Here is a 22,833-nt window from a genome sequence, read left to right as displayed (position 1 = left end):
ACACACCTCCGCGATCTTCCTCATCGAGGCCCAGATGGAGTACATCGTGCGGGCCGTGGACGCCGTCCGCGAGGCGGGCGCGACGGCCATCGAGGTCACCGCCGCCGCCGAGCAGGACTACACCGACACCATTCACCGCGAGATGGACGGCACGGTCTGGAAGGACGGCGGCTGCCACAGCTGGTATCAGTCGAAGTCCGGGCACGTCGTCGCCATGTTCCCTGGTTTCAGCTTCACCTTCCGCCGATGGGCCAAGCGTTTTCGGCCGGAAGCCCATCACATCCACCGGTCATCCACCGAGACGGCGACGAAGGACGAGGTATCGGCATGAAGAATCATTCGGGACAGGTAGCGCTCATCACCGGAGCGGGGGGCGGAATCGGTTCCGCCGTCGCAACTGCGCTCCACCGGCGCGGTGCCTCGATCGTTCTGGTCGACATGCAATCGACCGATCTCGAATCGCTGGCGGCGAAGCTGGGCAACCAGCGAGTGGCTATCGCCTACGCCGACGTCACCGTGCGGGAGCAGCTCGACGCGGCCGTCGCCACCGCGATCGACACCTTCGGCACCCTCGACATCGTCATGGCGAACGCCGGAATCTCCAGCGGTGCTACGGCATCGACCGTTCGGTCCATCGAGGACGGTGTCTTCGAGCGGGTCATCGGCGTCAACCTCGTCGGGGTGTGGAACACCGTGCGTGCCGCCCTGCCGCACATCGTCGATTCCGGCGGCTACGTGTTGCTCACCTCCTCGACGTACGCGTACCTCAACGGGCTGGCCAACGCGCCGTACGCGGCATCGAAGGCAGCCGTCGAACAGCTCGGTCGGGCACTCCGGCTGGAACTGGCAGGCACGAAAGCGACGGCAGGAGTGCTGTACCCGGGATGGGTGGCGACACCGATCGTGGACGTGGCTTTCGGCGGTGACGAGATCGCCACTGCGCTGGTAGCGAAGGGTTTTCCAGCGCTCTTGCGTCGTCCCATTTCCCCGGACAAGCTCGCGCGCGGTGTGGTTCGGGGCATCGAGCGCCGGGCACCACGGATTCAGGTTCCCGCTCGATGGATTCCGATGTCGCTGTTGCGCGGCGTGATCAACCCCGTGTACGACGCGATTCTGGGGCGAGACCGTGACGTACGCGCCCTCATCGGGCAGCTCGACGCGCGCAAGCGGTGACGGAAGCCCCGGGATCGGGCCGAGCCTACGGTGGTGAGAGCGCGGCCGATCGCGACCTTCGTCGACGCAGGCAGCTGCTGGACGCGGGTTTGCGGGTGTTCGGAAGTGTGGGCTACCGAGCTGCAACGGTCCGCGGGCTGTGCCGTGAGGCGAAGGTAGCCGATCGGCACTTCTACCAGTATTTCGACAAGACCGAGGATCTTCTGCTCGCCGTCTACCAGGAATGCATTGCCCGCCTGACCGATTCGATCCTCCAGGCGATGCCCGAGGTCGATCCCAGAAGTGATGTGCGCGCCGTCGCACGGCAGGTCCTCGATCCGTTCTTTCATGTGATCGAGGACCCGCACCTGGCCAGAGTGGTGTGGTTGGAGGTGCTCGGCGTGAGCCCACACGTAGAACGGACGTACCTGGCGGTGATGCAACAGTTCGGGTCGATGCTGCTCGGTTACCTCGGCACGTTCGCCGGCCCGGTTCCGTCCACTCCAGACCTCGACATCGACCTGCTCGCCACGGCGGCTGTCGGAGGTATCAGCCATACGGCCCTGACCTGGTTCCTCAGTGACTATGCCGCAGAACGGCGCATCGTCGTCGCGACCATCGCCACGATGTTGGGAAATGTCGTCGAGCCGCTGTCGGTGTTGCCGGAATCTACTTGATGCGCAATGCCATTCGCGGGCACAGACGCACGGCATCGTGCGCCCGTCGGGCGTCGTGACCGTCGATGACGAGATCGTTTCCGGCGCGCCGGGCGAGTGGATAGCCCCATTCGTCCCTGGTGAGGGTGTCGGGGAGCAGCTCGGTGCACACGCCGCGTCCGTCACACCGCGTCCAATCGATGTGCAGGACTGCCTCGTGTGCGTCTCGGGTGGTCATCGCGTCCCTCCTCGGTGAATCTCGCACGAGCCCAACCGATGTAGGCGCACGTCGTCGGCGAAGACCGACATCGCCGACCGGATCAGGCGTGCGGTGCCGTCGGGGTGATGGCACGCGCCTCGGCCGTCGACCAGACGGGTGTAGCGCGCGATGTCGGTGATCGCGGCGTCGACGTCCTGGCCGATCGACAGTCGTGAGAACGCGTCGGCCAATCGCGGTAGTCCGTTGAGGCAAGGACCGCACTGGCCGGCACTTTCGTCGGCCAGGTAGCGGACGAACTCGGCGGTGGCCGTCAGGCCGCACGATCCGGCACCCAGGACATGCACGATGCCCGCTCCGGGGCGGGAGCCGATGTGCGCCAACGACTCCTGGGACATGACTCGTCCGATCAGAGCGTGACGGCTTGCCCAGGTGCCGTGAAACCCGCCGAGCAGCACTGCCCGAACCGAGGGTAGCTCGACCCCGGCACCGCGGACGAGCATGTCCTCGATCGATGCGCCGAGAGGGGCTTCGACGACGCCGGGTCGTCGGACGGCACCCGAATAGGTGACGAGCATCGTGCCGGGCTCGGACTCCGTTCCCCGCGAAAGAAACCACTGCGGTCCCCGTCGCTCGATCAGTGCGATGTGCGCGAAGGTTTCGACGTTGAGTACCAGGGTGGGTCGCCCGCGAACCCCGGCCACCGACGCGCTGATCTTCTTGTCACGGGGGAGTGCCGGACCTCCCTCGATCGCGGAGATCACCGCCGACTTCTCCCCGGACACGAAGCCGGATGCGGACGCACGCACCTGGACGGCAGTGCGATCCCACCCGCTGCGACGGCGCTCGTCGACCGCCGCTCGTACGGTGGCGATGCTCTCCGGTGGCGCATAGAGGTAGCAGTCGCTGCATCGAAGGGCCGAGGCCGTCGCAGCGATACCGTCGAGAACCAGATGCACCGACCGGTCGAGTAGCACCCGGTCTTTACTGCTCAACGGTTCTCCCTCGGCACCGTTGGCGATCAGCACCGATGTGCGCCCCGAGATCGATCGCATCTTCGCGCCGGTGGGGAACGCCGCTCCGCCGTGTCCGAGCAGACCCGAACGGACGACGGCGTCGACCAAGGATTCGTCGGTGGCCGGGCGCGCGCCGTAGAGCTCGGTGTGGCGGCGCAGATCGTTGGAGCGGTCCTGTGCGAGCAATGAATCGGCAAGATATGTCGGAGCGGTCATCGGCCAACCTTCACTCTGGTGTGCTGGTGTTCTTGGAAGTTGTCGCGCAGTCGCCAGGTCGTGGCTGCACTGACGATGACGGCGCACACGAATGCCGTTGTGAGGAACCATCCACTGCCCGAGTCGGTTCCGTTGCCGAGGGCGTGGGCCAGTGCGACCGGCCACAGGGCGTACGACAGCCAGTGCACTGCGCGGAACGTGCGGTGTCCCAGCCTGTGCCGAAGTACACCGGTCAGGGTTACCGCTATCAGCAGGTCGAAAGCCAGGGTGCCCAGGCCGAGCCAGAACGGTTTGTACGCACCGGCGAAGGGAATCACGGTGTCGACCACATTCAGTTGCGCGTACGGATCGAAGAACAGACTCGCGATGTGGATCGCAACGAATATCGAGCCCAGAAGCGCAGTGCTTCGGTGTAATTCGACGACCCCGAACCGGGGGACGGTCAACAGCGGCCGACCCGATCTCGTGAGAATTCCCGACGCCACCGCAAGGGTCAGCAAGACCAGAGCGGCGATGCCCGATCCGCGTCCCAGGGCCCACAGTGCTTCGCTCATGATCGATCCTGTTCGTCGTCGGGCCAACCGCCGGTGCGGATGACCGCGCCGTCGGCGGCGACCGACCGAGTGGGCAAGCCGAGGTGTCCGAGCCAGGCCGTTGCCGACGGCCCACGGACGATGGAGGCCGTACTGACGGTGTTGGCGGTGAGGCAACTGGAAGCGATGACTGTCACTGTGCGCCAGTATGATTCGACTGGTCGCGCCAGCTGTGGATTCAGTATGTGATGAAGCATCTGCCCCTCGTGCAGCCAGCGTCGCCGGAGCGTGCTCGACGTTGCAACGCCGGTGTCGGATCCGATCTCGACGACAGTGGAGGGCTCGGATTCTCCGTCGCACACCCGAATACGCCAGCCGTTGTCGGGGTGGGGCCCGCTGGTGGCGATATCGCCCCCGAGGGACACCAGCACGCCCGTTCCGAGCTCCCCGTGTACCGCGTGGGCGCAGCGATCTGCCGTCAGCGCCTTTGCTGTCGCGCCCAGATCGAGCGTGAGTCCATCGGGGATCGTGACGCGACCGTCGTCGAGGGCGACCATCGTCCAGTCGGCCCGGGTGACGACGGTCGCGGTACCGAGAGCGGATGCGATCCGGTTCGAGGGAGACTGCGACAACGCGTCGAAGTCTCGGTCGTATCCCAGATTCACCAGTGCCGATCCGACGGCGGGATCGACGTCGCCGTCGGTCAGTCGTGCAGCGGTGAGTGCGGCGTCGAGAAACGTGTGCAGAGTCGGGCTGATGGAGGTGGGGCGACCGCCGGCGTGCGCGAGCATCGACACCTCCGAATCGGGTCTGAATCTGCTGCAGGCCGCATCGACAGCGGCGAGCTCGGCGCGGACGATGTGTTCTGCCCGCGCGATGCTGCCGGGGTCGGTGACCGTCAGCTGTGCCTCGCAACCCCAGACGGTCCAGCTCGACGTGGCCGTGGCCGTGGCGACACCGTTCATGACCCCTGCGTCCTGGCGTGCGTAGATCCCGAACCGGCGATGCTGCCCGACGATGTACTGGGTGCCGTGACGCGGGGTGCCGGACCGAACGACGGAATGCTGGTCGAAGCCTCGTTCTGTGTCACGGTCGCAGCCGAGGCGGGTTCGTGAGTGTCGAGGTAGGCCAGTGCTGCGGAGCCACCGAACACCGTGACCCCCAGCGCTGTCATCGCTGCGGTCGCGATCCGAGTGCGGCGGTAGCCCTGCTCGGGTGTGTTCATTGCAGTTCCTTCGGGGAGGGGCGGGCGTCGATGTGCTCGACAGTGCCTCCGTTCGCTGCGAAGACGCTGGACGCCGGCTGTGCGACCGGTGCGGAGCGAGGAGTCATGATCATCAGTGTGCGGCGGTGCAGCTGAAGGATCGCTGAAAGATTCTGCGCGGACGGACCGTCGATCTGATGTACTCGTGTTTCCTACCGCCCATGCGATTCGAGAGGGCGTTGTGCGAGTACTACTGGTCGAAGACGAGAAGCGGCTGGCCGAGACCGTCCGCCGGGGTCTCGACGCCGAGGGGTTCGTCGTGGACGTCGAACACAACGGCCTCGATGGATTTCACAGTGCGGCAACCGGCGATTTCGACGCGATCGTGCTCGACATCATGTTGCCGGGCAAGCAGGGGTACGACGTCGTTCGAGACCTGCGTAAGCAGGGGGTGTGGACGCCGATATTGATGCTCTCGGCGAAGGACGGTGAGTACGACCTGGCCGATGCCTTCGATCTCGGTGCGGACGACTATCTCGTGAAACCGTTCTCGTTCGTCGTCCTGATCGCTCGTTTGCGCGCCCTCGTTCGCCGGGGTGCACCGGCGCGTCCGGCCGTGCTGGTGGTGGGTGACCTCGAACTCGACCCCTCCCGCCACCGGGTGACCCGTCAGGGCACGGAGTTGTCGCTGACTCCGCGCGAGTACAGCGTGCTCGAATACCTGATGCGGCGAAATGGGATGGTGGCGAACAAATCCGAGATCGTGCGTTCGGTATGGGACACCAATTACGACGGTGACGAGAACATCGTCGAGGTCTACATCGGCTATCTGCGCAAGAAAGTGGATCTTCCGTTCGAGGCAAAACTGATCGAGACGGTGCGCGGCGCCGGTTATCGAATCGCCGCGGGACACTGACACGGTGCGTCTTCATCGAGATCTGCTTCGACCCCGATCCTGGACGGTCCGGGTGCGATCGGCGGTGGCATCGACGCTCGTCGTGGCGGTCTGCTTGATCGCAGCGGGTGGTGCGCTGCTCGGTGTTCTCTACACGTCGCTCGAAAACTCGGCACGTTCTGCCGCCACCGCCCGCGTCACGCTCATCGCCCAGCAGTGGGGATCCGGTGACCGAGACGATGACGGTCCGCGCGTGGAGAACTCTCTGCTGGCGACCGACGGGCAGGTCGGGATCGTGCAGATCGTCGACGCGTCGGGGACGGTGCTCGCCTCGTCACAGGGCGATGCGGCTGCACCGCTGACAAGGCAGCAGGTTCCTGCGTCGGCGGTGCGAGATCTCGGACGAGTGTTCGTTGCCGAGATCGGGGACTTCTGGGTGTCCGCGACGGGAGTGTCCTCGTCTCGGGGCGATGCGACCGTCGTGGTCGGTGCCGACCGAGAGCCGGTCGAGAAGGTGGTGTCCACGGTGGCGCTTCTGCTCGCCGCTGTCGGTCCCTTCGTCGTCGCGCTCGTCGCCTTTGCCACCTATCGGCTGGTGGGTGCGGCCTTGAGCCCGGTCGAGAACATCAGGTCCACGGTTGCGTCCATCTCGGCGGCGCGATTGACCGAACGGGTGCCGGTTCCCGATACTCGCGACGAGATCGCTCGCCTCGCACTGACGATGAACCACATGCTCGAACGTCTGCAGACCGGCCGGCTCGCTCAGCAACGTTTCGTCAGCGATGCGTCTCACGAACTGCGCAGCCCGTTGGCCACCATCACCGCGGCGCTGGAGCTCGCCGAGGCACGGCCCGAATTGCTCGACGCAGCGCTGTTGAACGACTCCTTGCTTCCCGAGGCGCGACGGATGCGTCAGCTCATCGAGGATCTGCTGGTTCTCGCGCGGTCGGACGAGACCGAAACGGCCGTTGCCTCCGGCGATGTCGACCTGGAGGATCTGCTGTACGAGGAAGCCAAACGCGTCCAGGCCACCTCCGAGATCGTCGCCGAATTGTCCATCGTCCCGGTTCGCGTCACCGGTGATCCCCACGCTGTGGCTCGCATGGTGCGCAACGTCGTCGACAATGCGGTCCGGCATGCGGCAACCCGGATCACATTGTCGTGCTCGGTGTCCGGAGGTGAAGCGCTCGTGGTGATCGACGACGACGGGCCCGGAGTGCCGGAGCCCGAGCGCACCCGAGTGTTCGATCGCTTCGTTCGACTCGACTCCTCGCGGACGCGGGACGAGGGCGGTGCCGGCCTCGGCCTCGCGATCGTGGCAGACACCGTGGCTGCGCACGGGGGGAGCGTGCGAGTGACGGATTCACCGGCTGGCGGGGCTCGTTTCGAGATCCGCCTCCCCTAGTGCCGGCGGCAGTGGTGTGCTTAAGTGCACCTGGCGGCCCATGGGAGTGGAGCTTGCGGAACGACCCGTGGGCTTCGCCACACCACTGCGCGGAGCGCACAGTACTGTTTCCCGGGTGGCAGACGCTCACCAGGCATCGCGGTGGTCCGCGGTCTTCAGACCGACGCCGGTTCGGGTCATGGCGGCGGGATTCGCGCTGGCCATCGTGTTCGGCGCGGCCGTACTGCTGATTCCAGGTGCCACCCAGACCGGGCGCGAGCCCGGTGTTCTGGAGGCCTTGTTCACGTCCACCTCCGCGGTCAGTTTGACGGGCCTGATCGTGGTGGACACTCCGGTGTACTGGTCGGGTTTCGGGCAGGGGGTGATCCTCGGGCTGATCCAGATCGGTGGGTTCGGGATCATGACGATCGCGTCCCTGGTAGGGCTGTTTCTCGCCGATCGAATCGGTCTGCGCGGCAGGCTCAATGCGGCCGCCGAGGTACGTACCTCGGGTTTGGGCGACGTCAGGAGTGTCGTCGTCGGGGTGTTCCGCACCAGCCTGATCATCGAGAGTGTCGTCGCGACAGCGCTGGCGGCGCGCTTCTTCTTCGGGTACGACGAGCCGCTCGGTCGCGCACTGTGGTTGGGGATCTTTCATGCCGTCTCGGCGTTCAACAACGCCGGGTTCGCGCTGTTCAGCGACAGCATGATCGGGTTCGCCACCGACCCGTGGATCTGTGTCCCACTGTTGGCGGCCGTGGTGCTGGGAGGCATCGGATTCCCGGTTCTGTTCGAGATCGCCCGCCGTGTTCGCTCCCGTGCTCGTGGTCGTCGACCGCATCGGCGCTGGTCCTTGCACACCCGGATGACGTTGACCGTCACCGGCGTTCTGCTGGTCCTCGGACCGACTGTGGTGTTGGCCTTCGAGTGGTCCCGCACGCTGGGCGGGTTCGGCTTCTGGGACAAGATGCTCGTCGCGACGTTCCAGGGCACCATGCCCCGAACCGCCGGATTCAACAGTGTCGACTACGCGGATGTGGACAACGCGACGCTGCTGATCACCGACGTCCTGATGTTCATCGGTGGTGGTAGCGGCGGCACGGCGGGTGGCATCAAGGTCACCACGTTCGCACTCCTGCTGTTCGTGATCCTGGCCGAGATTCGTGGTGACCGTGAGGTGACGGTATTCGATCGTCGGATCGATGCGCGCGTGCAGCGCCAGGCATTGACCGTCGCGCTGATCGGGGTCGCGTTGGTCATGCTGCCGGTCGTGGCATTGCTGGAGGGCACCGAATTCGACCTCGACGCGCTGCTGTTCGAGGTGGTCTCCGCGTTCGCCACGGTGGGACTGTCCACCGGGATCACCGCACAGTTGCCCGGCTGGGGGCAGGTGATTCTGATCGTCCTGATGTACCTGGGCCGCATCGGGTCCATCACCCTGGTCAGCGCCCTTGCCGCCCGCGACCGCGGTCGGCGTTACACGCTCCCCACGGAAAGGCCGTTCATTGGCTAGGAAACCGTCCTCCGATGTTGTCGTCGTCCTCGGTCTCGGCCGCTTCGGTAAGTCGCTGGCACTGGAACTGATGGGCCAGGGCGTCGAGGTCCTGGGGATCGACACCGACGCGGCTGTGGTGCAACGTGTCTCGGATCGACTCACTCATGCGGCCGTCGCCGATACCACCGACGAGGAGTCGCTACGGCAGCTGTCCGTGCACGAGTACGACCGTGCCGTCGTGGGCATCGGATCCGATCTGGAGGCGAGCCTGCTGACGGCGTCCGCGCTGATCAACCTCTCCGTCTCCAACATCTGGGCCAAGGCGATCAGCAACGCGCACGCCAAGATCCTCACCCAGATCGGCGTCCACCACGTGGTGCGGCCCGAGCACGACATGGGCAAGCGGGTCGCCCACCTGGTGCACGGCCGGATGATGGACTACATCGAATTCGACGACGGCTTCGCGATGGTCAAGACCTCACCGCCGGCCTCGATCATCGGAAAAAAGCTGGGCGAGAGTGTGATTCGCACCAAGTATCGCGTCACCGTCGTCGCGGTCAAGCGGCCGGGCGAAGGATTCACCTACGCCACGGCCGAGACGGTGATCGCCGAGGGCGATACCGTCATCGTCTCCGGTCAGGTCAAGGACACCGAGCGATTCAGTGAGTCGACCTGAGCGCCTCGAGGGTTGCGCGCGCGCCGTTCTCGTGGAGTGATGCAAGCTGTTTCGTGTATTCGGCGACGAATCGTTCGTTGTCGATCAGGTCCCCGAACACCGCGCGGTTGGCGATGAACGCCGTGGGATCCTCGCCCTGACTCTGCGCGATCGGCACCAGTGAATCCTTCAGCTGGTCGACGATCTCGATCGGCTCGCCGGATTCGTCGACGGCCTCGGCGTAGCGCGCCCAGCTCGCCACGACGGCGGTGGACCGAACGATCTCTCCGCCGGTGTCGAGGTTCTTTCGAATTACGGGCAACAGCCACTTGGGAATTCGATCCGAGGATTCAGCACACAGTCGTGCCACGGTGTCGCGGATTTCGGGGTTGGAGAAGCGCTCGATCAACGTCTGCTTGTAGTCGGCCAGGTCGATGCCGGGCACCGGCTGCAGCGTCGGCGTCGCCTCCTCGTCCATGTAGGCCAGGAGGAACTCCGCGAACAGTGAGTCCTGACAGACCTCGTGCACGAGACGGTATCCGCTGAGGTAGCCGAAATACGCCAGGGCCTGGTGGCTGGCGTTGAGCAGTCGCAGTTTCATCAACTCGTAGGGAGTGACGTCCTCGACCACCTGCACGCCGACGTTCTCGAACTGCGGACGACCGAGCGTGAACGCATCCTCGAGTGCCCATTGCGTGAACGGTTCGGCTGCGACCGGCCACGCATCCTCTATGCCGTAGCGATCGGACAGCTCTTGCATCACTTCGGGAGTGGTCACCGGAGTGATGCGGTCCACCATGGAATTGGGGAACGTGGCCTCTGACTCGATCCAGTCCGCGAGATCCGAATTCTTCAACCGGGCGAACGCGATGAACGTCGACTTCGCGATGTGGCCGTTACCCTCGATGTTGTCGCAGGACATGATCGTGAACGGCCTCATGCCACGATCCTTGCGCCGCGCCAACGCCTCGACGACGAGCCCGAAAGTCGTGGCCGGAACGGAGTCGTCCGCGAGATCGGCCACGATCGCGGGGTTCTCGGCGTCGAACTCACCCGTCGTCGCCGAGAAGTTGTAGCCGCCCTCGGTGATGGTGAGCGAGACGATCTTCACGGCCTCGGACGCCATCTTCTCGATGACCGCCTCGGGATCCTCGGGGGCGAACAGGTACTCCACGATCGACCCGATGACCCGCGTCTCCCAGGTGCCATCGGAGTGCTTGAGGGCCAGGGTGTAGAGGCAATCCTGTTGATCCATCACCTCTTTCATCTTCCGATCGTGCGACAGCACGCCCACCCCGCAGATGCCCCAGTCCGACGCCTCGCCGCGCTCGAGCAGGCGGTCGACATACATCGCCTGGTGGGCGCGGTGGAAGCCGCCGACACCGAAGTGCACGATCCCCGCAGTGACCGCACTGCGGTCGTAGGTCGGTACCTCGACGTCACTGTGGATCTCTGAGAGACTGTTCGACCGAAGCTTCATGCGTTCTCTCCATCTTCTCGAAAACCGGGTATGACAACAGCTTTGATACTCCCGGGCTGCTTGTCGGCGTTCAGTGCATCCTCGACGCGATCGAGCCCGAACCGCGCCGTCACCATTGCGTCGAGATCCACCATGCCCGACGCCACCAATGCCCGTGCGATGGGCCATGTGTTGGCGTATCGAAACACTCCGGTGAGTACCAGCTCGCGGTTCTGGATCACCGAGATCGGCAGTGGGTAGTCCGATCCGCCCATTCCGACGAGGACGACGGTACCGGCGGGCCGGACCGCGTGAATGCCGTCGAACACGGCTCGCGCGGCGCCGGAGGCGTCGATGAACGCGTCGACCGTCAGGGACTGCACGTCCTCGGCGGTGGGATCGAGGACCCGGGTAGCACCGAATGTCGTCGCGTTGGCTCGGCGGGAGGCGTCGAGGTCGGTGACGATGACCTCGGTGGCTCCGAATGCGCGCGCAACCTGCGCGGTGACGAGTCCGACGGGGCCTGCGCCCGCGATGAGGACGCTCGAACCAGGCGTGATCCGCGCCTTCTGCGCCGATGCGATACCGACGGACAGGGGCTCGAAGAGAGCCGCGGCCTCGTCGGAGATGTTCTCGGGAACCTCGTGCGCGAACGTCGATTGGATCAGCACGTACTCGGCGAGCGCGCCGTCGATGGGCGGCGTCGCGAAGAATTCCATCGCCGGGCAGAGGTTGTAGCGGCCGGCGCGGGATTGACTGCTGGTGGGATCGGGTCGCTGCGGCTCGATGGACACACGCTGCCCGACGCGGGTGTCGGCGACTGCGGACCCCACGGCGACGATGATCCCTGCCGCCTCGTGTCCGAGTACGAGCGGACCGTCGACGACATAGTCGCCGATCCGTCCCTCGCGGTAGTAATGCGCGTCCGAACCGCAGACCCCGACTGCCGTGACCTGGACGAGTACCTCGTCCGGGGCCGGGTCGGGAACCGGCCGGTCTTCCATGCGTATCTCGTGGACGCCGGTGAGCACGCTGGCCTGCATCGACTGTGGCACAGGTCGCTCGAGGTGAGGGGGTGTTGTGTAGATCACACCTTAATGTTAGCTTAATGAGCAGATGAACACGAGCTGAGAATGTGCTCACAATTCGAGGAGGTGTCATGGACCGATCGACGTCGGATGCCGCCGGGGCAAAGCCTTCGCGGTCCGGTGAGGATCTCCGCCTGGCTCTGCGCGCCGCGACCATGTACCACCTCGAAGGTGCGACTCAGGCCGAGATTGCCGTGAAGCTGGGCGTCTCGCGTCCGACCGCAGGCAGGCTGGTCGCACGAGCACGCAACCAGGGGCTCGTGACGATCGAGATCAACGTGCCCGACGATCTGCAGGGAACGGTGTACGCCGACGTCGAGCGTGAGCTCGAGACGCAGTACGGGCTCACCGAGGTGCTGGTCGTCTCCGACCTCATCGACGGCACGGACTCCGGCTACGGATCGCTCGGCCGAGCGGCAGCTACCTTGCTCTCTCGGCGGCTCAAGGATCACGACGTTCTCGGGTTCACCTGGGGCCCCGAGACCGTGGCGGTGGCCGGCTCGCTCAGAACTCGATCCACGAAATGTGCTGCGGTGGTGCAACTCGACGGCTCCATCACCTCGGCCGACTACCAGACCGGTGTCGAGTACACCCTCGGACGGTGCGCGGCATATCTGCAGGCGACACCCATCAGGCTCAATGCGCCGCTGTACGCCGATCAGGCGACAGTGATTGCACTGGAGCAGGATTCCGGGATTTCTCGCGCACTCAAGGCCGGGACCGATGCCGATGTGATGATCTACGGCATCGGTCCTGTTTCCACGTCCACCACATTGTTCGAGGGCAGCTTCATCGACCTCGATGTGCTCGACGAATTGCGCCTACTCGGTGCGGTCGGCGAGATCGGCGGACGGTTCTACGACGCCGACGGTAACGACACCGGGGGATCGCTGCCGGGCCGAACCGTCTCGGTGGGGCTCGACGCCATCAGAGCGTGTGAGCGCGCTGTGCTCGTCACCGGCGGCAAGCGCAAACATGAAGCGCTGCTCGGTGCTCTGCGCGGTGGACTCGCGTCGATCTTGGTGACCGATATCGAAAGTGCCCGTTGGCTCGTGGAGCAATCACGAGCAACGGCGACCTCGAATGGAAAGGTGTTTCAGTGAGGGTTTTACCGAAAGTGGCTGTCGCGGCCTCGCTCGCGACGACCTTGGTGCTGTCCGGATGTGCCGGAGCCGGCTCGTTCGGTGGTGGCGGTGATGGCACGACGATCACCGTCGCGATTGTCTCGAACTCGCAGATGTCCGATGCCATTTCTCTGGCACCGGATTTCGAGGCGGAGAATCCGGGTATCAATCTGAAGTTCGTGTCGCTGTCGGAGAACGAGGCGCGCGCGAAGATCACGGCGTCGGTGGCGACCGGCGGCGGTGAGTTCGATGTGGTGATGATCAGCAACTTCGAGACTCCGCAGTGGGCGGAGAACGGGTGGCTGACCAATCTGTCCGAGTATGCCGATGCCACACCGGGTTACGACCAGGACGATTTCATTCCCACGTTGAAGGAGTCGTTGTCCTACGAGGGCAGCATGTATTCGGTTCCCTTCTACGGTGAGTCGTCGTTCCTGATGTATCGCAAGGATCTGATGGCGGACGCGGGCATCACGATGCCGGAGGAGCCGACATGGCAGGAGGTAGCCGATGCCGCAGCGAAGCTCGACAGTCCTGATGTCTCGGGCATCTGCCTGCGCGGTAAGCCCGGTTGGGGTGAGGTGTTGGCTCCGCTCGATACCGTCATCAATGCCTTCGGCGGCCGGTGGTACGACGAGAACTGGAATGCGCAGCTCGACAGCCCAGAGGTGGAACAGGCCGTTCAGTTCTACGTCGACTTGGTTCGCGAGCACGGCCAAGCCGGCGCAGCGACAAGTGGTTTCAGCGAATGTGGCACGCAGCTCTCCCAGGGAAACACCGCAATGTGGTACGACGCAACATCCGCCGTGTCGGTGTTGGAGGATCCCACGTCGAGCAATGTCGTCGGCAAGATCGGATACGCCAAGGCACCGTCGGCGGTCAAGGGCGACAACGGGTGGCTGTATTCCTGGGCTCTCGGTATCCCGAAGACGTCCGAGCATCCGGACGACGCCTGGAAGTTCGTCTCGTGGATGACCAGCAAGGAGTACCTGAAGAAGGTCGGCAACGAATTGGGTTGGGAACGAGTTCCTCCCGGCAGCCGCCTGTCCACCTACGAGATCCCCGAGTACAAGGAAGCATCCGCGGCCTACGGCCCGATCACCCTCGATTCGATCAACGGTGCCGACCCGAACAATGCGACCGTGGATCCGGTTCCCTACACCGGAGTGCAGTTCCTGACCATTCCCGAGTTCCAGGACCTGGGAACCCGCGTCAGCCAACAGATCAGCGCAGCAGTGGCAGGACGAATCAGCGTCCATGACGCGCTCGAACAAGCGCAGCAGTACGCCGAAGTGGTCGGCAAGACGTATCAGGAGGGCCAGGGATGACCACCACCGAAACGCGGTCGGCACACGCCGATTCCGAAGAGTTCGTACCGAGACCCAGAACCATCTCGAAAGCAGAAGGCTGGCGTCGCCGCGGTCCGCTGCTGCCGGCGATGGTGTTCGCGATCCTCGTCACGCAGGTTCCGTTCCTGTTCACGCTGTACTACTCGACGCAGTCGTGGAACCTCGTTCGTCCGGGTTCACAGAAGTTCAACGGCGTGGGCAACTATGTGGCGGTCTTCCAGGACAGCCAGTTCCGTCAGGTCGCCCTCAACACGGTGATCATGATCGTCGGAACCGTCATCATCTCGGTGGTTCTGGGACTGTTCCTGGCGCTGCTGCTCGACCGAAAGTTCATCGGCCGCAGCCTGATCCGCACGCTGCTGATCACGCCGTTCCTGATCACCCCGGTGGCGGGTGCGTTGATCTGGAAGACCACGATGTTCGATCCGGTCTTCGGCCTGATCAACTTCGCGCTCAGTCCGTTCGGCGTGGATCAGATCGACTGGGTCTCTCGTTACCCGCTGCCGGCCGTCATGGCGAACCTGATCTGGCAGTGGACTCCGTTCATGATGCTACTCATCCTCGCCGGTCTGCAGTCGATGCCCAAGGACATCGCCGAGGCCGCACGGGTCGACGGTGCGGGCCCGGTCAAGCTCTTCCGTGAGCTCACCCTGCCGCACCTGCGCCGATTCATCGAGCTCGGTGCCGTTCTCGGTGCCATCTATCTCGTCAACACGTTCGACGCCGTCTACATGATGACCTCGGGCGGACCCGGTGTGGCCAGCGCGAACCTGCCCTTCTACATCTACCAGCGTGCGTTCCTCGGCTTCGACATCGGCCAGGCCGCGGCCATGGGCGTCGTCACCGTCGTGGCCACCATCATCGTCAGCACCCTGGCGCTGAGACTGATCTTCAAGAGCTTCAGCGGAACCGAGGAGGCTGCGTGATGAGCACTGCAACTGTGAACACGACGAAGGCGACGACCGACGCTGCGCCGATCAAGCGTAAGCGCAAGTGGGGGCCGGGTTCGATCTGGTCCTTCGTGGCCTGGGTCGCAGGTATCGCCTTCTTCTTCCCGGTGCTGTGGATGGTTCTCACCGGTTTCAAACAAGAGGCCGACGCTTACTCCGACCCGCCCAAGCTGTTCTTCACCCCGACTCTCGATCAGTACCGCGGCGTCCTCGACAGCGGCATCGGCACCACGCTACTGAACTCGGCGTTCGCGACGGTCGTCTCGACGCTCTTCGTTCTGCTGCTGGGTGTTCCGGCGGCCTTCGCGCTGTCGCTGCGTCCGGTCAAGAAGACGAAGGACGTGCTGTTCTTCTTCATCTCCACCAAGATGCTCCCGGTCGTCGCCGCGATCGTTCCGCTGTACGTCATCGTCGGCGACATCGGAATGCTGGACAACATCTGGACCTTGGTGGTGCTGTACACCGCGATGAATCTTCCGATCGCCGTGTGGATGATGCGCTCGTTCTTCCTCGAGGTGCCGAGCGAACTGCTCGAGGCCGCGAGCATGGACGGTGCGTCGCTGTGGACCTCGGTACGTGAGGTGATTCTGCCGCTGGTCTCGCCTGGCATCGCGGCCACGTCGTTGATCTGCGTGATCTTCTCGTGGAACGAGTTCTTCTTCGCCGTCAACCTCACTGCCGTTCAGGCCCAGACGATTCCGGTGTATCTCGTCGGATTCATCACCGGTCAGGGCCTGTACTGGGCCCAGCTGTCCGCCGCTGCGACGTTCGCAGCCCTCCCCGTCGTCCTTGCCGGATGGTTCGCGCAGAACAAGCTCGTGCGCGGCCTGTCCTTCGGCGCCATCAAATAGGAGAAAGTCTCATGGCTGCAATCACGTACAAGAAGGCATCCTGCGTCTACGAAGGTGCCGACAAGCTCGCCGTCGATTCACTCGACCTCGACATCCAGGACGGCGAATTCGTCGTGCTGGTCGGACCTTCCGGCTCCGGCAAGTCCACTGCCCTGCGGATGCTCGCCGGCCTCGAGGAGATCGACGGCGGTGCCATCGAAATCGGTGGCGAGAACATGGTCGGCGTCCCGTCCAAGGATCGCGACATCGCAATGGTGTTCCAGAACTACGCGCTCTACCCCAACAAGACCGTCGGGGAGAACATGGGATTCGCCCTCAAGATGCGCGGTGTCTCTCTCGAAGAGCGGACGAAGAAGGTAGCGGAGGCCGCCAAGATTCTCGACCTCACCGAGTACCTCGACCGCAAGCCGGGCAAGCTCTCGGGTGGTCAGCGTCAGCGAGTTGCCATGGGACGCGCCATCGTTCGCGAGCCGCAGGTGTTCTGCATGGACGAGCCCCTGTCCAACCTCGACGCGAAGCTGCGCGTGCAGACGCGTACGCAGATCGCGGCGTTGCAGCGCAGGCTCGGCACTACGACGGTCTACGTCACCCACGATCAGGTCGAGGCCATGACGATGGGTGATCGCGTCGCCGTGCTGCGTGGTGGCAAACTGCAGCAGTTCGCGTCGCCGACGGACCTGTACGACAACCCCGTCAATGCCTTCGTCGCAGGCTTCATCGGCTCACCGGCGATGAACCTGATGACGGTCCCCATCGGCTCGGGTGGTGTGCAGATCGGGAAATTCCTGCTGCCCCTCGAACGTGACGAGCTGACCAAGATCGCCAGCTTGGGTCTCGACAACGTCACCGTCGGGCTCCGCCCCGAGCAGCTCGGCATCGTGCACGGTAGCGGTGAAGGCTTCCAGGGCAAGGTCGATCTGATCGAGGAACTCGGCAGCGAGTCCTACCTCTACGCACACCTCGACGATCCGAAGGTCAAGGGTCTCGACGGTGGTCCGGTCTCGCTCGTCGCCCGCTCGGCAGTGCGTGCGCCGGCGAAGATCGGGGAGAGCATCGGACTGACGCGACTCGAGGGTGCGATCCACCTCTTCCACCCGGAGACCGGAGACCGCATCTAGGACGTCCGGTTCGACGTTCGTCGTGCAAGGATCAGGGCGGTAAGCAGAGCTGCCCCCCAGAGCAGGAAGATGCCGTCGAAGAACAGGTGACCGTACTTGACGTTTCGGTTCTCGTCCGAGGCGATCAAACCGACCACCGCACCGAGGAACGACAGTCCGCCCCACAGGATCAGCAGTACAGAGCCGGGCCAGGAGATACCGAGGATGAACGACGGTATCCGGGTCCGGTTCTGTGCTGCCAGGCGCGGTCGGTTCATGAACGCGAGGGCAGGAAGAATCGCCGCAGCGAGTTTGACGAGTGTGAGTACCAGCAGTGCCGTTCTGGCAGTCTCCGGTTCGCTGTCGACCCAGTCGGTTGCGAACGACCCGACGGTGCCCAGCATCCAGCGTCCACCGGCGGCCCAATAGCCGGAGAATGCTGCGTGAACAATCCCGAGTGCACATGCGATTCCGAAGTACCTGATGGCCACGGTGAGCCAGGGTAACGGATTGTGCACCCCCGTTCAGGGGTAGCGGGAGTTCCGGTGATTCCCTAGCGTTGTGGTGATGGGCATCACAGTCGCAGGAGGAAACATGGTCGATTCGGCACATACGGCATTCAGGAACGCTCGCGATCTATTGCTCGACTCGTACGGTGAGTACGACCGTGCCGTAGCGACTTTCGAGTGGCCGTCGTTCGGTGAGACGTTCAACTGGTCCATCGATTGGTTCGACGCTTTCGCTCGCGGCAACGACGGCACCGCGCTGTGGATCGTCGAAGAAGACGGCAGCGAGGCCAAGTACAGCTTCGACGACATCGCGCGCCGCTCCGATCAGGTCGCCCGGTGGCTCGAGCAGCAAGGAATCGGCCGAGGCGATTCGGTCATCCTGATGCTCGGCAATCAGGTGGAACTGTGGGAAGCGATGCTCGCGGTGATGAAGCTCGGCGCGGTCTTGATGCCGACCACGACGGCCATCGGCTCCGCTGATCTCACCGACCGGGTGATACGCGGCAATGCGCGCGCCGTGATCGTGAACCCCTCGGACACCGGCAAATTCGACGACGTTCCCGGCGACTACCTGCGCATCGCAACTTCCGCTGCCGATGGCTGGCTCGATTATGCCGAGGCTCGTTCTGTCGAAGCCCGGCCGTTCGAGTCCGTCACCGCGCCCACCGACCGGCTGTTGATGTACTTCACCTCCGGCACCACCAGCAAGCCCAAGCTCGTCGAACACACTCAGATTTCCTATCCCGTAGGGCATCTGAGCACGATGTACTTTCTCGGACTTCGTCCGGGAGACGTACACCTGAACATCAGCTCGCCGGGTTGGGCCAAGCATGCGTGGAGCTGCTTCTTCGCTCCGTGGATCGCCGAGGCGACGATCTTCATCTACAACTACGGCAAGTTCGACGCGAAGGCGTTGCTCGAACAGATCCGCCGCGCCGAGGTGACGACCTTCTGCGCACCGCCGACTGTGTGGCGCATGCTGATTCAGGCTGATCTCGCCGGCGGTGGAGGTTCGCTCCGTGAGGCCATCGGGGCCGGTGAACCGCTCAATCCCGAGGTGATCTCTCGGGTACAGCGGGAATGGGGCCTCAACATTCGTGACGGGTTCGGGCAGACGGAAACCACTGCGCTGGTGGCCAATACGCCGGGAGCGGTGCTCAAGTCCGGTTCGATGGGTAGGCCGCTACCGGGCGTGCCCGTGGTGATCGTGGATCCGGGCACCGGTGAGCTCGCCGACGAGGGCGAAATCTGCCTCGACCTGGCGCAACAGCCCTTCAACCTGATGACCGGCTACCTCGGCGACGCCGAACGCAATGCCGCTGTCATGGCCGACGGCTACTACCACACCGGAGACGTGGCTTCTCGGGACTCCGAGGGGTACATCACCTACGTCGGCCGCACCGACGACGTGTTCAAGGCCTCGGATTACAAGATCTCCCCGTTCGAGCTCGAAAGCGTGCTGATCGAACACCCCGCAGTGGCCGAGGCCGCTGTGGTGCCCGCCCCCGACGAGACGCGACTGGCCGTCCCCAAGGCCTACGTGGCATTGGCGTCGGGCTGGGAACCCAACGAGGACACAGCATTCGAGATCCTGAAGTACGCCCGCGAGCACCTGGCACCGTTCCTGCGAGTGCGCCGTATCGAGTTCTTCGAGTTGCCGAAAACCATCTCGGGCAAGATCCGTCGCGTGGAACTGCGCGCCCGCGAGGACGCGGCCGTGGGACCACTGGCGACCGAGTGGCGCGATGACCAGTTCCCTGCGCTGAAGAGGTGATGTGGCTGTCCACTATTCGCTGTGAGAGGCGGGATTCCGATTCTCGATTCGAATTGTGGGCGCTGACGTCACCTGTCCCAGAACCGTTCGAGGACGCTGAGCACTTCAGTGGACGCCGCCATCGTCGTTGCGTGGTCGAATCCGCGAATGATGTGCAACTCGGAGTTGGGAACCAGTGCAGCGGCAGCCTGGGTGTCGTCGAGCCTCGTGCCGTCCTGGCTACCGACGTAGAACAGCGACGGTTGCGTGAAGTGCTGCAGCGCCTCGTCGGGTAGGCCGGGATCGGCGTCGGACGCGCGGATGTATGCCGCCATGGCTTGGGCGTCGTTGGCGGAGAACACTGCTCGCGTACCGGCGTCGATGGGAAACACGCGGTGGCTGTTCCACGCCTCGAGAAAACCGTCCATTCCGCGCTGCTCCAACACGTCCGCGCACCCGGGGAAGAAGAGCCGATCGAAGGCACCGGCCTGAGCGCCGTGACTACCGCCGCCGACAGCCAGGGATCGCACTCGCTCGGGAGCCGCGGCCGTCAACGCCAACCCGGCCCGCGCCCCGAACGAATACCCGAGGTAGTCGACGGTGTCCACGCCCACCGCGTCGAGCACCGCCGTCAGATCGCCGACGATGTTTTTCATCGCATACGAGTCGGGTGTACGCGGTTTCTCGCTGCGGCCATGCCCGCGACTGTCGATCAGAATCAACTGCCGACTTCCTCGCAGCGCCTTCACATACCCGAACGTTCGCCAGATCGTGTGCGTCAGAAAAACTGCCGTGGACCATCAACAACGGCGGCCCTGACCCCACCACCGTGTACGCGATCCGTGTTCCATCGTCTGCATTCGAGGCGTACTCCACCCCCCGATTCTCGCCTCGGGAGTCCACTCAACGTGACATTGACCCCCGAAAGGGCCACCAGATGTCACATTGACTCCTCCCGGGAGGGTTCTTCTGTGGTTTCCGCGGTGAACGAACCCAGGTCGATGGTGCGGGTGGGGGAGATGGCGTCGAGGAACGGTCGATCGTGACTTGCGATGATCAGTGCACCCTCGAATGTCCCCAGTGCGTCGATGAGGTGCTGTCGGCTGGCGATGTCGAGGTTGTTGGTGGGCTCGTCGAGCATCAGCAGTTTCGGGGCCGGTTCGGCCAGCAGAATTCGCGCCAGTGCCGCCCGCAGTCGTTCTCCGCCGGAGAGGGTGCGGACGACGGCGTCTGCGTCGGATCCGCGGAACAGGAAGCGGGCGAGTTGCCCCCGGATCTGTTCGGCGGTGGCGTGCGGTGCCACGTCGGCAACATTGTCGGCGACGGTGCGGTCTTCTTCGAAGACGTCGAGTCGCTGCGGCAGATACTTCCACGGCACCTCCGCCCCGGTTGCATCCAGACTGCGCAGCAAGGTGGTCTTGCCGCTGCCGTTGGGTCCGATCAGGGCGATGCGTTCCGGCCCCACTATGTGGACGTCCTCGTGGGTCGCAACTACCTGCCCGGGGTGGATTCTCGTTGCCGGCAGATCGACGCGAATCTCTCGATCGTCGCGCAGCAGTTCCTCGGCCGTTGAGAGGGACGACCGGGCATCGTCGACGCGGTCGGTGTGGGTGCCGCGGAGTTTGCCCGCCGATTCCTGGGCAGAACGCTTGCGCTGACCCATCACGATCTTGGGTTCGCGCTTCTGCTCTTCCATCTTCTTGCCGTAGCGCAGACGTCGATCGAGTTTGATTCGCGTGTCGATCAATTCGCGTTCCTGCTTGCGGACGTCGTTCTTGGCGTCACGGATGCTCGCACGGGCCGCGTTCTGTTCGGCGTCGACGACAGCTCGATAGTGCTGAAAGTTGCCACCGAACATACGCAGTCGCGAGATGCCGCTGCGTTCGGCACGGACCTCGGCGATGGAATCGACCCGCTCGAGCAGCTCGAGGTCGTGAGTGCACACGATCGATACGCCCGCGTACCAGTCGACCGCTGCGTACAGCCGTTCTCGCGCAACGTGATCGAGGTTGTTGGTCGGCTCGTCCAGTAGCAGTACATCGGGCTCGGCCAACAGCTGCGCGGTGAGGGCGAGCAACATGGCCTCGCCACCCGACAGCGTGCCGACTCGCCGATCGAGGTCCTCGATCGAGCCGACGACGCTGCCGAGTCCGAGCTTGTCCAACAGTGCCAGTGCGCGTTCCTCGACGTCCCACCCGGATCCGACAATTGCGAAGTCGTCCTCGGTGGATGTTCCGGATTCGATGCGGTGCAATGCTTCTCGAACCGAGCCGATGGCCAGTACCGAGTCCACTGGGAGGCCCGGGTCGAGAGCAATGTCCTGACGCAGATAGCCCAGCACACCGGGGATCGTGATCGACCCGTGCTGCGGGGCCAGGTCTCCGGCGAGCAACCGAAGCAGCGTCGACTTTCCGGCACCGTTGGAGCCGATGAGACCTGTTGTGCCGCTGGGGAAGATGGCCGACAAGGCGTCGAACACGGGGTCACCGTCGGGCCAGGTGAACGTCAGGTTCGAGACAGACAGGGATGATGAATGAGGCATGGGCGCTCCAAAGGTGTGCATGCGGACGAGCTGCAGGCGTCTAGAACCTTTGGAAGATCAATGGCCTCTCCGAATCTGTGGGCAACAAGGCTGATGCCACGTTAGACCCGAACTCGACGAGCGCGCAACCGAATTAGACCGTCGGCCCCTTCTTGCGCAGCTCGTCGACTGTCTCCATGGCCCCGCGGAGCTCGTCCAACCATTCCTGAGTGTGTTCGCCGACCAGCTTGACGGCCCAGGACAGGGCATCCGCGCGAGAGCGAGCGACGCCGGCGTCGACGAGGGTGTCGAGGACTCGGCGCTCGGGCTGACGCAGGCGAGTCATGACCGGGACGGCGAGGTGGGTGAACAGGACTACCTCGGATTCGGTCCGCACTCCCCAGGCGACCTTGCGGCCGTAGCGCTTCTCCGCCTCGGCGGCGATCTGCATGCGGTCACCACGGGTCGCTTCCCGGAAACGAGCGATGCGGCCCTCGACGGCGGCAGGTGAACTGTCCTGTTCCGTAGGCAATGTGCCGACGACGACGATCTCTTCGCGGTCGACCTCGATCGAGGCGTCCCCGTCGAACCAGGAGTCGGGGAGTCTGCCGCCGAACCAGTCTTCGGCGTCGGTGGCATTCGGGATGTCCGAGTGCTGCCAGCCGCCGGGGCGGCCGAACGAGCGTCCGTTGGGTTTCATGATGGCTCC

Annotated in this window: 23 protein-coding genes and 1 pseudogene; 13 read left to right on the top strand and 11 right to left on the bottom strand. The window is 64.3% G+C overall.

The window, feature by feature from the left end:
- Positions 1–34: 34 nt before the first annotated feature.
- The 3 genes from RHODMAR_RS28585 to RHODMAR_RS02355 are packed head-to-tail and all read left to right on the top strand — an operon-like array spanning position 35 to position 1,829.
- Positions 35–331, top strand: a complete 297-nt coding sequence (locus tag RHODMAR_RS28585) for a hypothetical protein (protein WP_008710885.1) — start codon at positions 35–37, stop codon at positions 329–331.
- Positions 328–1,173, top strand: coding sequence for an SDR family NAD(P)-dependent oxidoreductase (locus RHODMAR_RS02360; RefSeq protein WP_008710883.1), 846 nt, complete (start codon positions 328–330; stop codon positions 1,171–1,173). Before RHODMAR_RS28585 ends, RHODMAR_RS02360 begins: the two co-directional genes overlap by 4 nt.
- The gene (locus RHODMAR_RS02355) at positions 1,170–1,829 is read left to right on the top strand and encodes a TetR/AcrR family transcriptional regulator (protein WP_008710881.1); all 660 of its coding nucleotides are present in this window, start codon (positions 1,170–1,172) and stop codon (positions 1,827–1,829) included. Before RHODMAR_RS02360 ends, RHODMAR_RS02355 begins: the two co-directional genes overlap by 4 nt.
- On the opposite strand, the gene RHODMAR_RS02350 is transcribed toward RHODMAR_RS02355, so the two are convergent.
- From RHODMAR_RS02350 to RHODMAR_RS02330, 5 genes are read right to left on the bottom strand one after another with little or no spacing between them, the layout of a single operon-like run.
- A complete protein-coding gene (locus tag RHODMAR_RS02350; RefSeq protein WP_008710879.1) occupies positions 1,822–2,046 on the bottom strand; it encodes a ferredoxin in 225 nt (74 codons plus the stop codon). The two genes, RHODMAR_RS02355 and RHODMAR_RS02350, sit on opposite strands and share 8 nt — an antisense overlap.
- Positions 2,043–3,257: an NADH-ubiquinone oxidoreductase-F iron-sulfur binding region domain-containing protein gene (locus RHODMAR_RS02345; RefSeq protein WP_008710877.1), complete on the bottom strand. Its 1,215-nt coding sequence runs from the start codon at positions 3,255–3,257 to the stop codon at positions 2,043–2,045. Before RHODMAR_RS02345 ends, RHODMAR_RS02350 begins: the two co-directional genes overlap by 4 nt.
- Positions 3,254–3,811 carry a ferric reductase-like transmembrane domain-containing protein gene (locus RHODMAR_RS02340; RefSeq protein ID WP_042937650.1) on the bottom strand — a complete coding sequence of 186 codons (558 nt, stop codon included), beginning with the start codon at positions 3,809–3,811 and terminating at the stop codon, positions 3,254–3,256. The genes RHODMAR_RS02345 and RHODMAR_RS02340 overlap by 4 nt, the downstream gene beginning before the upstream one ends.
- Positions 3,808–4,755, bottom strand: a complete 948-nt coding sequence (locus RHODMAR_RS02335; protein WP_008710874.1) for an FAD:protein FMN transferase — start codon at positions 4,753–4,755, stop codon at positions 3,808–3,810. The genes RHODMAR_RS02340 and RHODMAR_RS02335 overlap by 4 nt, the downstream gene beginning before the upstream one ends.
- Positions 4,752–5,015 carry a hypothetical protein gene (locus RHODMAR_RS02330; protein ID WP_008710871.1) on the bottom strand — a complete coding sequence of 88 codons (264 nt, stop codon included), beginning with the start codon at positions 5,013–5,015 and terminating at the stop codon, positions 4,752–4,754. Before RHODMAR_RS02330 ends, RHODMAR_RS02335 begins: the two co-directional genes overlap by 4 nt.
- A 220-nt stretch (positions 5,016–5,235) precedes the next feature.
- Here RHODMAR_RS02330 and RHODMAR_RS02325 point away from each other — a divergent pair, with 220 nt between their 5' ends.
- The 4 genes from RHODMAR_RS02325 (at position 5,236) to RHODMAR_RS02310 (ending at position 9,444) form a co-directional block, all read left to right on the top strand.
- Positions 5,236–5,910, top strand: coding sequence for a winged helix-turn-helix domain-containing protein (locus tag RHODMAR_RS02325; RefSeq protein WP_008710869.1), 675 nt, complete (start codon positions 5,236–5,238; stop codon positions 5,908–5,910).
- A 4-nt stretch (positions 5,911–5,914) separates the two neighbouring features.
- Positions 5,915–7,294, top strand: coding sequence for a sensor histidine kinase (locus tag RHODMAR_RS02320; RefSeq protein WP_042937648.1), 1,380 nt, complete (start codon positions 5,915–5,917; stop codon positions 7,292–7,294).
- A gap of 178 nt (positions 7,295–7,472) precedes the next feature.
- Positions 7,473–8,786: a TrkH family potassium uptake protein gene (locus RHODMAR_RS02315; RefSeq protein ID WP_008710866.1), complete on the top strand. Its 1,314-nt coding sequence runs from the start codon at positions 7,473–7,475 to the stop codon at positions 8,784–8,786.
- Positions 8,779–9,444 carry a potassium channel family protein gene (locus RHODMAR_RS02310; RefSeq protein ID WP_008710864.1) on the top strand — a complete coding sequence of 222 codons (666 nt, stop codon included), beginning with the start codon at positions 8,779–8,781 and terminating at the stop codon, positions 9,442–9,444. Before RHODMAR_RS02315 ends, RHODMAR_RS02310 begins: the two co-directional genes overlap by 8 nt.
- On the opposite strand, the gene RHODMAR_RS02305 is transcribed toward RHODMAR_RS02310, so the two are convergent.
- On the bottom strand, positions 9,428–10,903 hold the full coding sequence (locus tag RHODMAR_RS02305; RefSeq protein WP_008710862.1) for a mannitol dehydrogenase family protein: 1,476 nt from the start codon (positions 10,901–10,903) through the stop codon (positions 9,428–9,430). The two genes, RHODMAR_RS02310 and RHODMAR_RS02305, sit on opposite strands and share 17 nt — an antisense overlap.
- The gene (locus RHODMAR_RS02300; protein ID WP_042937647.1) at positions 10,900–11,925 is read right to left on the bottom strand and encodes an NAD(P)-dependent alcohol dehydrogenase; all 1,026 of its coding nucleotides are present in this window, start codon (positions 11,923–11,925) and stop codon (positions 10,900–10,902) included. The genes RHODMAR_RS02305 and RHODMAR_RS02300 overlap by 4 nt, the downstream gene beginning before the upstream one ends.
- Positions 11,926–12,041: 116 nt before the next feature.
- On the opposite strand from RHODMAR_RS02300, the gene RHODMAR_RS02295 reads away from it, so the two are divergent.
- Genes RHODMAR_RS02295 through RHODMAR_RS02275 form a run of 5 tightly spaced genes read left to right on the top strand, consistent with a single transcriptional unit; the run spans position 12,042 to position 17,362 of the window.
- Complete coding sequence (locus RHODMAR_RS02295; RefSeq protein WP_008710858.1) at positions 12,042–13,073, top strand: sugar-binding transcriptional regulator; 1,032 nt, start codon at positions 12,042–12,044, stop codon at positions 13,071–13,073.
- Positions 13,070–14,422 (top strand): ABC transporter substrate-binding protein, encoded by a 1,353-nt coding sequence (locus tag RHODMAR_RS02290; RefSeq protein ID WP_008710856.1) that lies wholly within the window; start codon positions 13,070–13,072, stop codon positions 14,420–14,422. The genes RHODMAR_RS02295 and RHODMAR_RS02290 overlap by 4 nt, the downstream gene beginning before the upstream one ends.
- Positions 14,419–15,369, top strand: a complete 951-nt coding sequence (locus RHODMAR_RS02285) for a carbohydrate ABC transporter permease (protein ID WP_008710854.1) — start codon at positions 14,419–14,421, stop codon at positions 15,367–15,369. Before RHODMAR_RS02290 ends, RHODMAR_RS02285 begins: the two co-directional genes overlap by 4 nt.
- Positions 15,369–16,244 carry a carbohydrate ABC transporter permease gene (locus RHODMAR_RS02280; protein WP_008710853.1) on the top strand — a complete coding sequence of 292 codons (876 nt, stop codon included), beginning with the start codon at positions 15,369–15,371 and terminating at the stop codon, positions 16,242–16,244. The genes RHODMAR_RS02285 and RHODMAR_RS02280 overlap by 1 nt, the downstream gene beginning before the upstream one ends.
- 11 nt (positions 16,245–16,255) lie before the next feature.
- Positions 16,256–17,362, top strand: a complete 1,107-nt coding sequence (locus tag RHODMAR_RS02275; protein ID WP_008710851.1) for an ABC transporter ATP-binding protein — start codon at positions 16,256–16,258, stop codon at positions 17,360–17,362.
- On the opposite strand, the gene RHODMAR_RS02270 is transcribed toward RHODMAR_RS02275, so the two are convergent.
- The gene (locus tag RHODMAR_RS02270) at positions 17,359–17,832 is read right to left on the bottom strand and encodes a DUF3995 domain-containing protein (protein WP_042937682.1); all 474 of its coding nucleotides are present in this window, start codon (positions 17,830–17,832) and stop codon (positions 17,359–17,361) included. The two genes, RHODMAR_RS02275 and RHODMAR_RS02270, sit on opposite strands and share 4 nt — an antisense overlap.
- A gap of 76 nt (positions 17,833–17,908) precedes the next feature.
- Between RHODMAR_RS02270 and RHODMAR_RS02265 the strand changes: the two genes are divergently transcribed.
- Positions 17,909–19,624, top strand: a complete 1,716-nt coding sequence (locus RHODMAR_RS02265; protein ID WP_442970016.1) for an AMP-binding protein — start codon at positions 17,909–17,911, stop codon at positions 19,622–19,624.
- 68 nt (positions 19,625–19,692) lie between these two features.
- On the opposite strand, the pseudogene RHODMAR_RS02260 reads toward RHODMAR_RS02265, so the two are convergent.
- From RHODMAR_RS02260 to RHODMAR_RS02250, 3 genes and pseudogenes are all read right to left on the bottom strand, one after another.
- Positions 19,693–20,479 (bottom strand): annotated as a pseudogene (locus tag RHODMAR_RS02260) (alpha/beta fold hydrolase).
- 64 nt (positions 20,480–20,543) lie between these two features.
- Positions 20,544–22,145, bottom strand: coding sequence for an ABC-F family ATP-binding cassette domain-containing protein (locus RHODMAR_RS02255; RefSeq protein WP_008710843.1), 1,602 nt, complete (start codon positions 22,143–22,145; stop codon positions 20,544–20,546).
- A gap of 133 nt (positions 22,146–22,278) precedes the next feature.
- Positions 22,279–22,824, bottom strand: coding sequence for a hypothetical protein (locus RHODMAR_RS02250; RefSeq protein WP_008710842.1), 546 nt, complete (start codon positions 22,822–22,824; stop codon positions 22,279–22,281).
- Positions 22,825–22,833 lie beyond the last annotated feature (9 nt).

The sequence above is a fragment of the Rhodococcus sp. AW25M09 genome, from assembly GCF_000333955.1.
Taxonomy (GTDB): domain Bacteria; phylum Actinomycetota; class Actinomycetes; order Mycobacteriales; family Mycobacteriaceae; genus Rhodococcoides.
The sequence above is the reverse complement of the archived record's forward strand: the minus strand, read 5'-3'. Positions and strand labels throughout refer to the sequence as shown.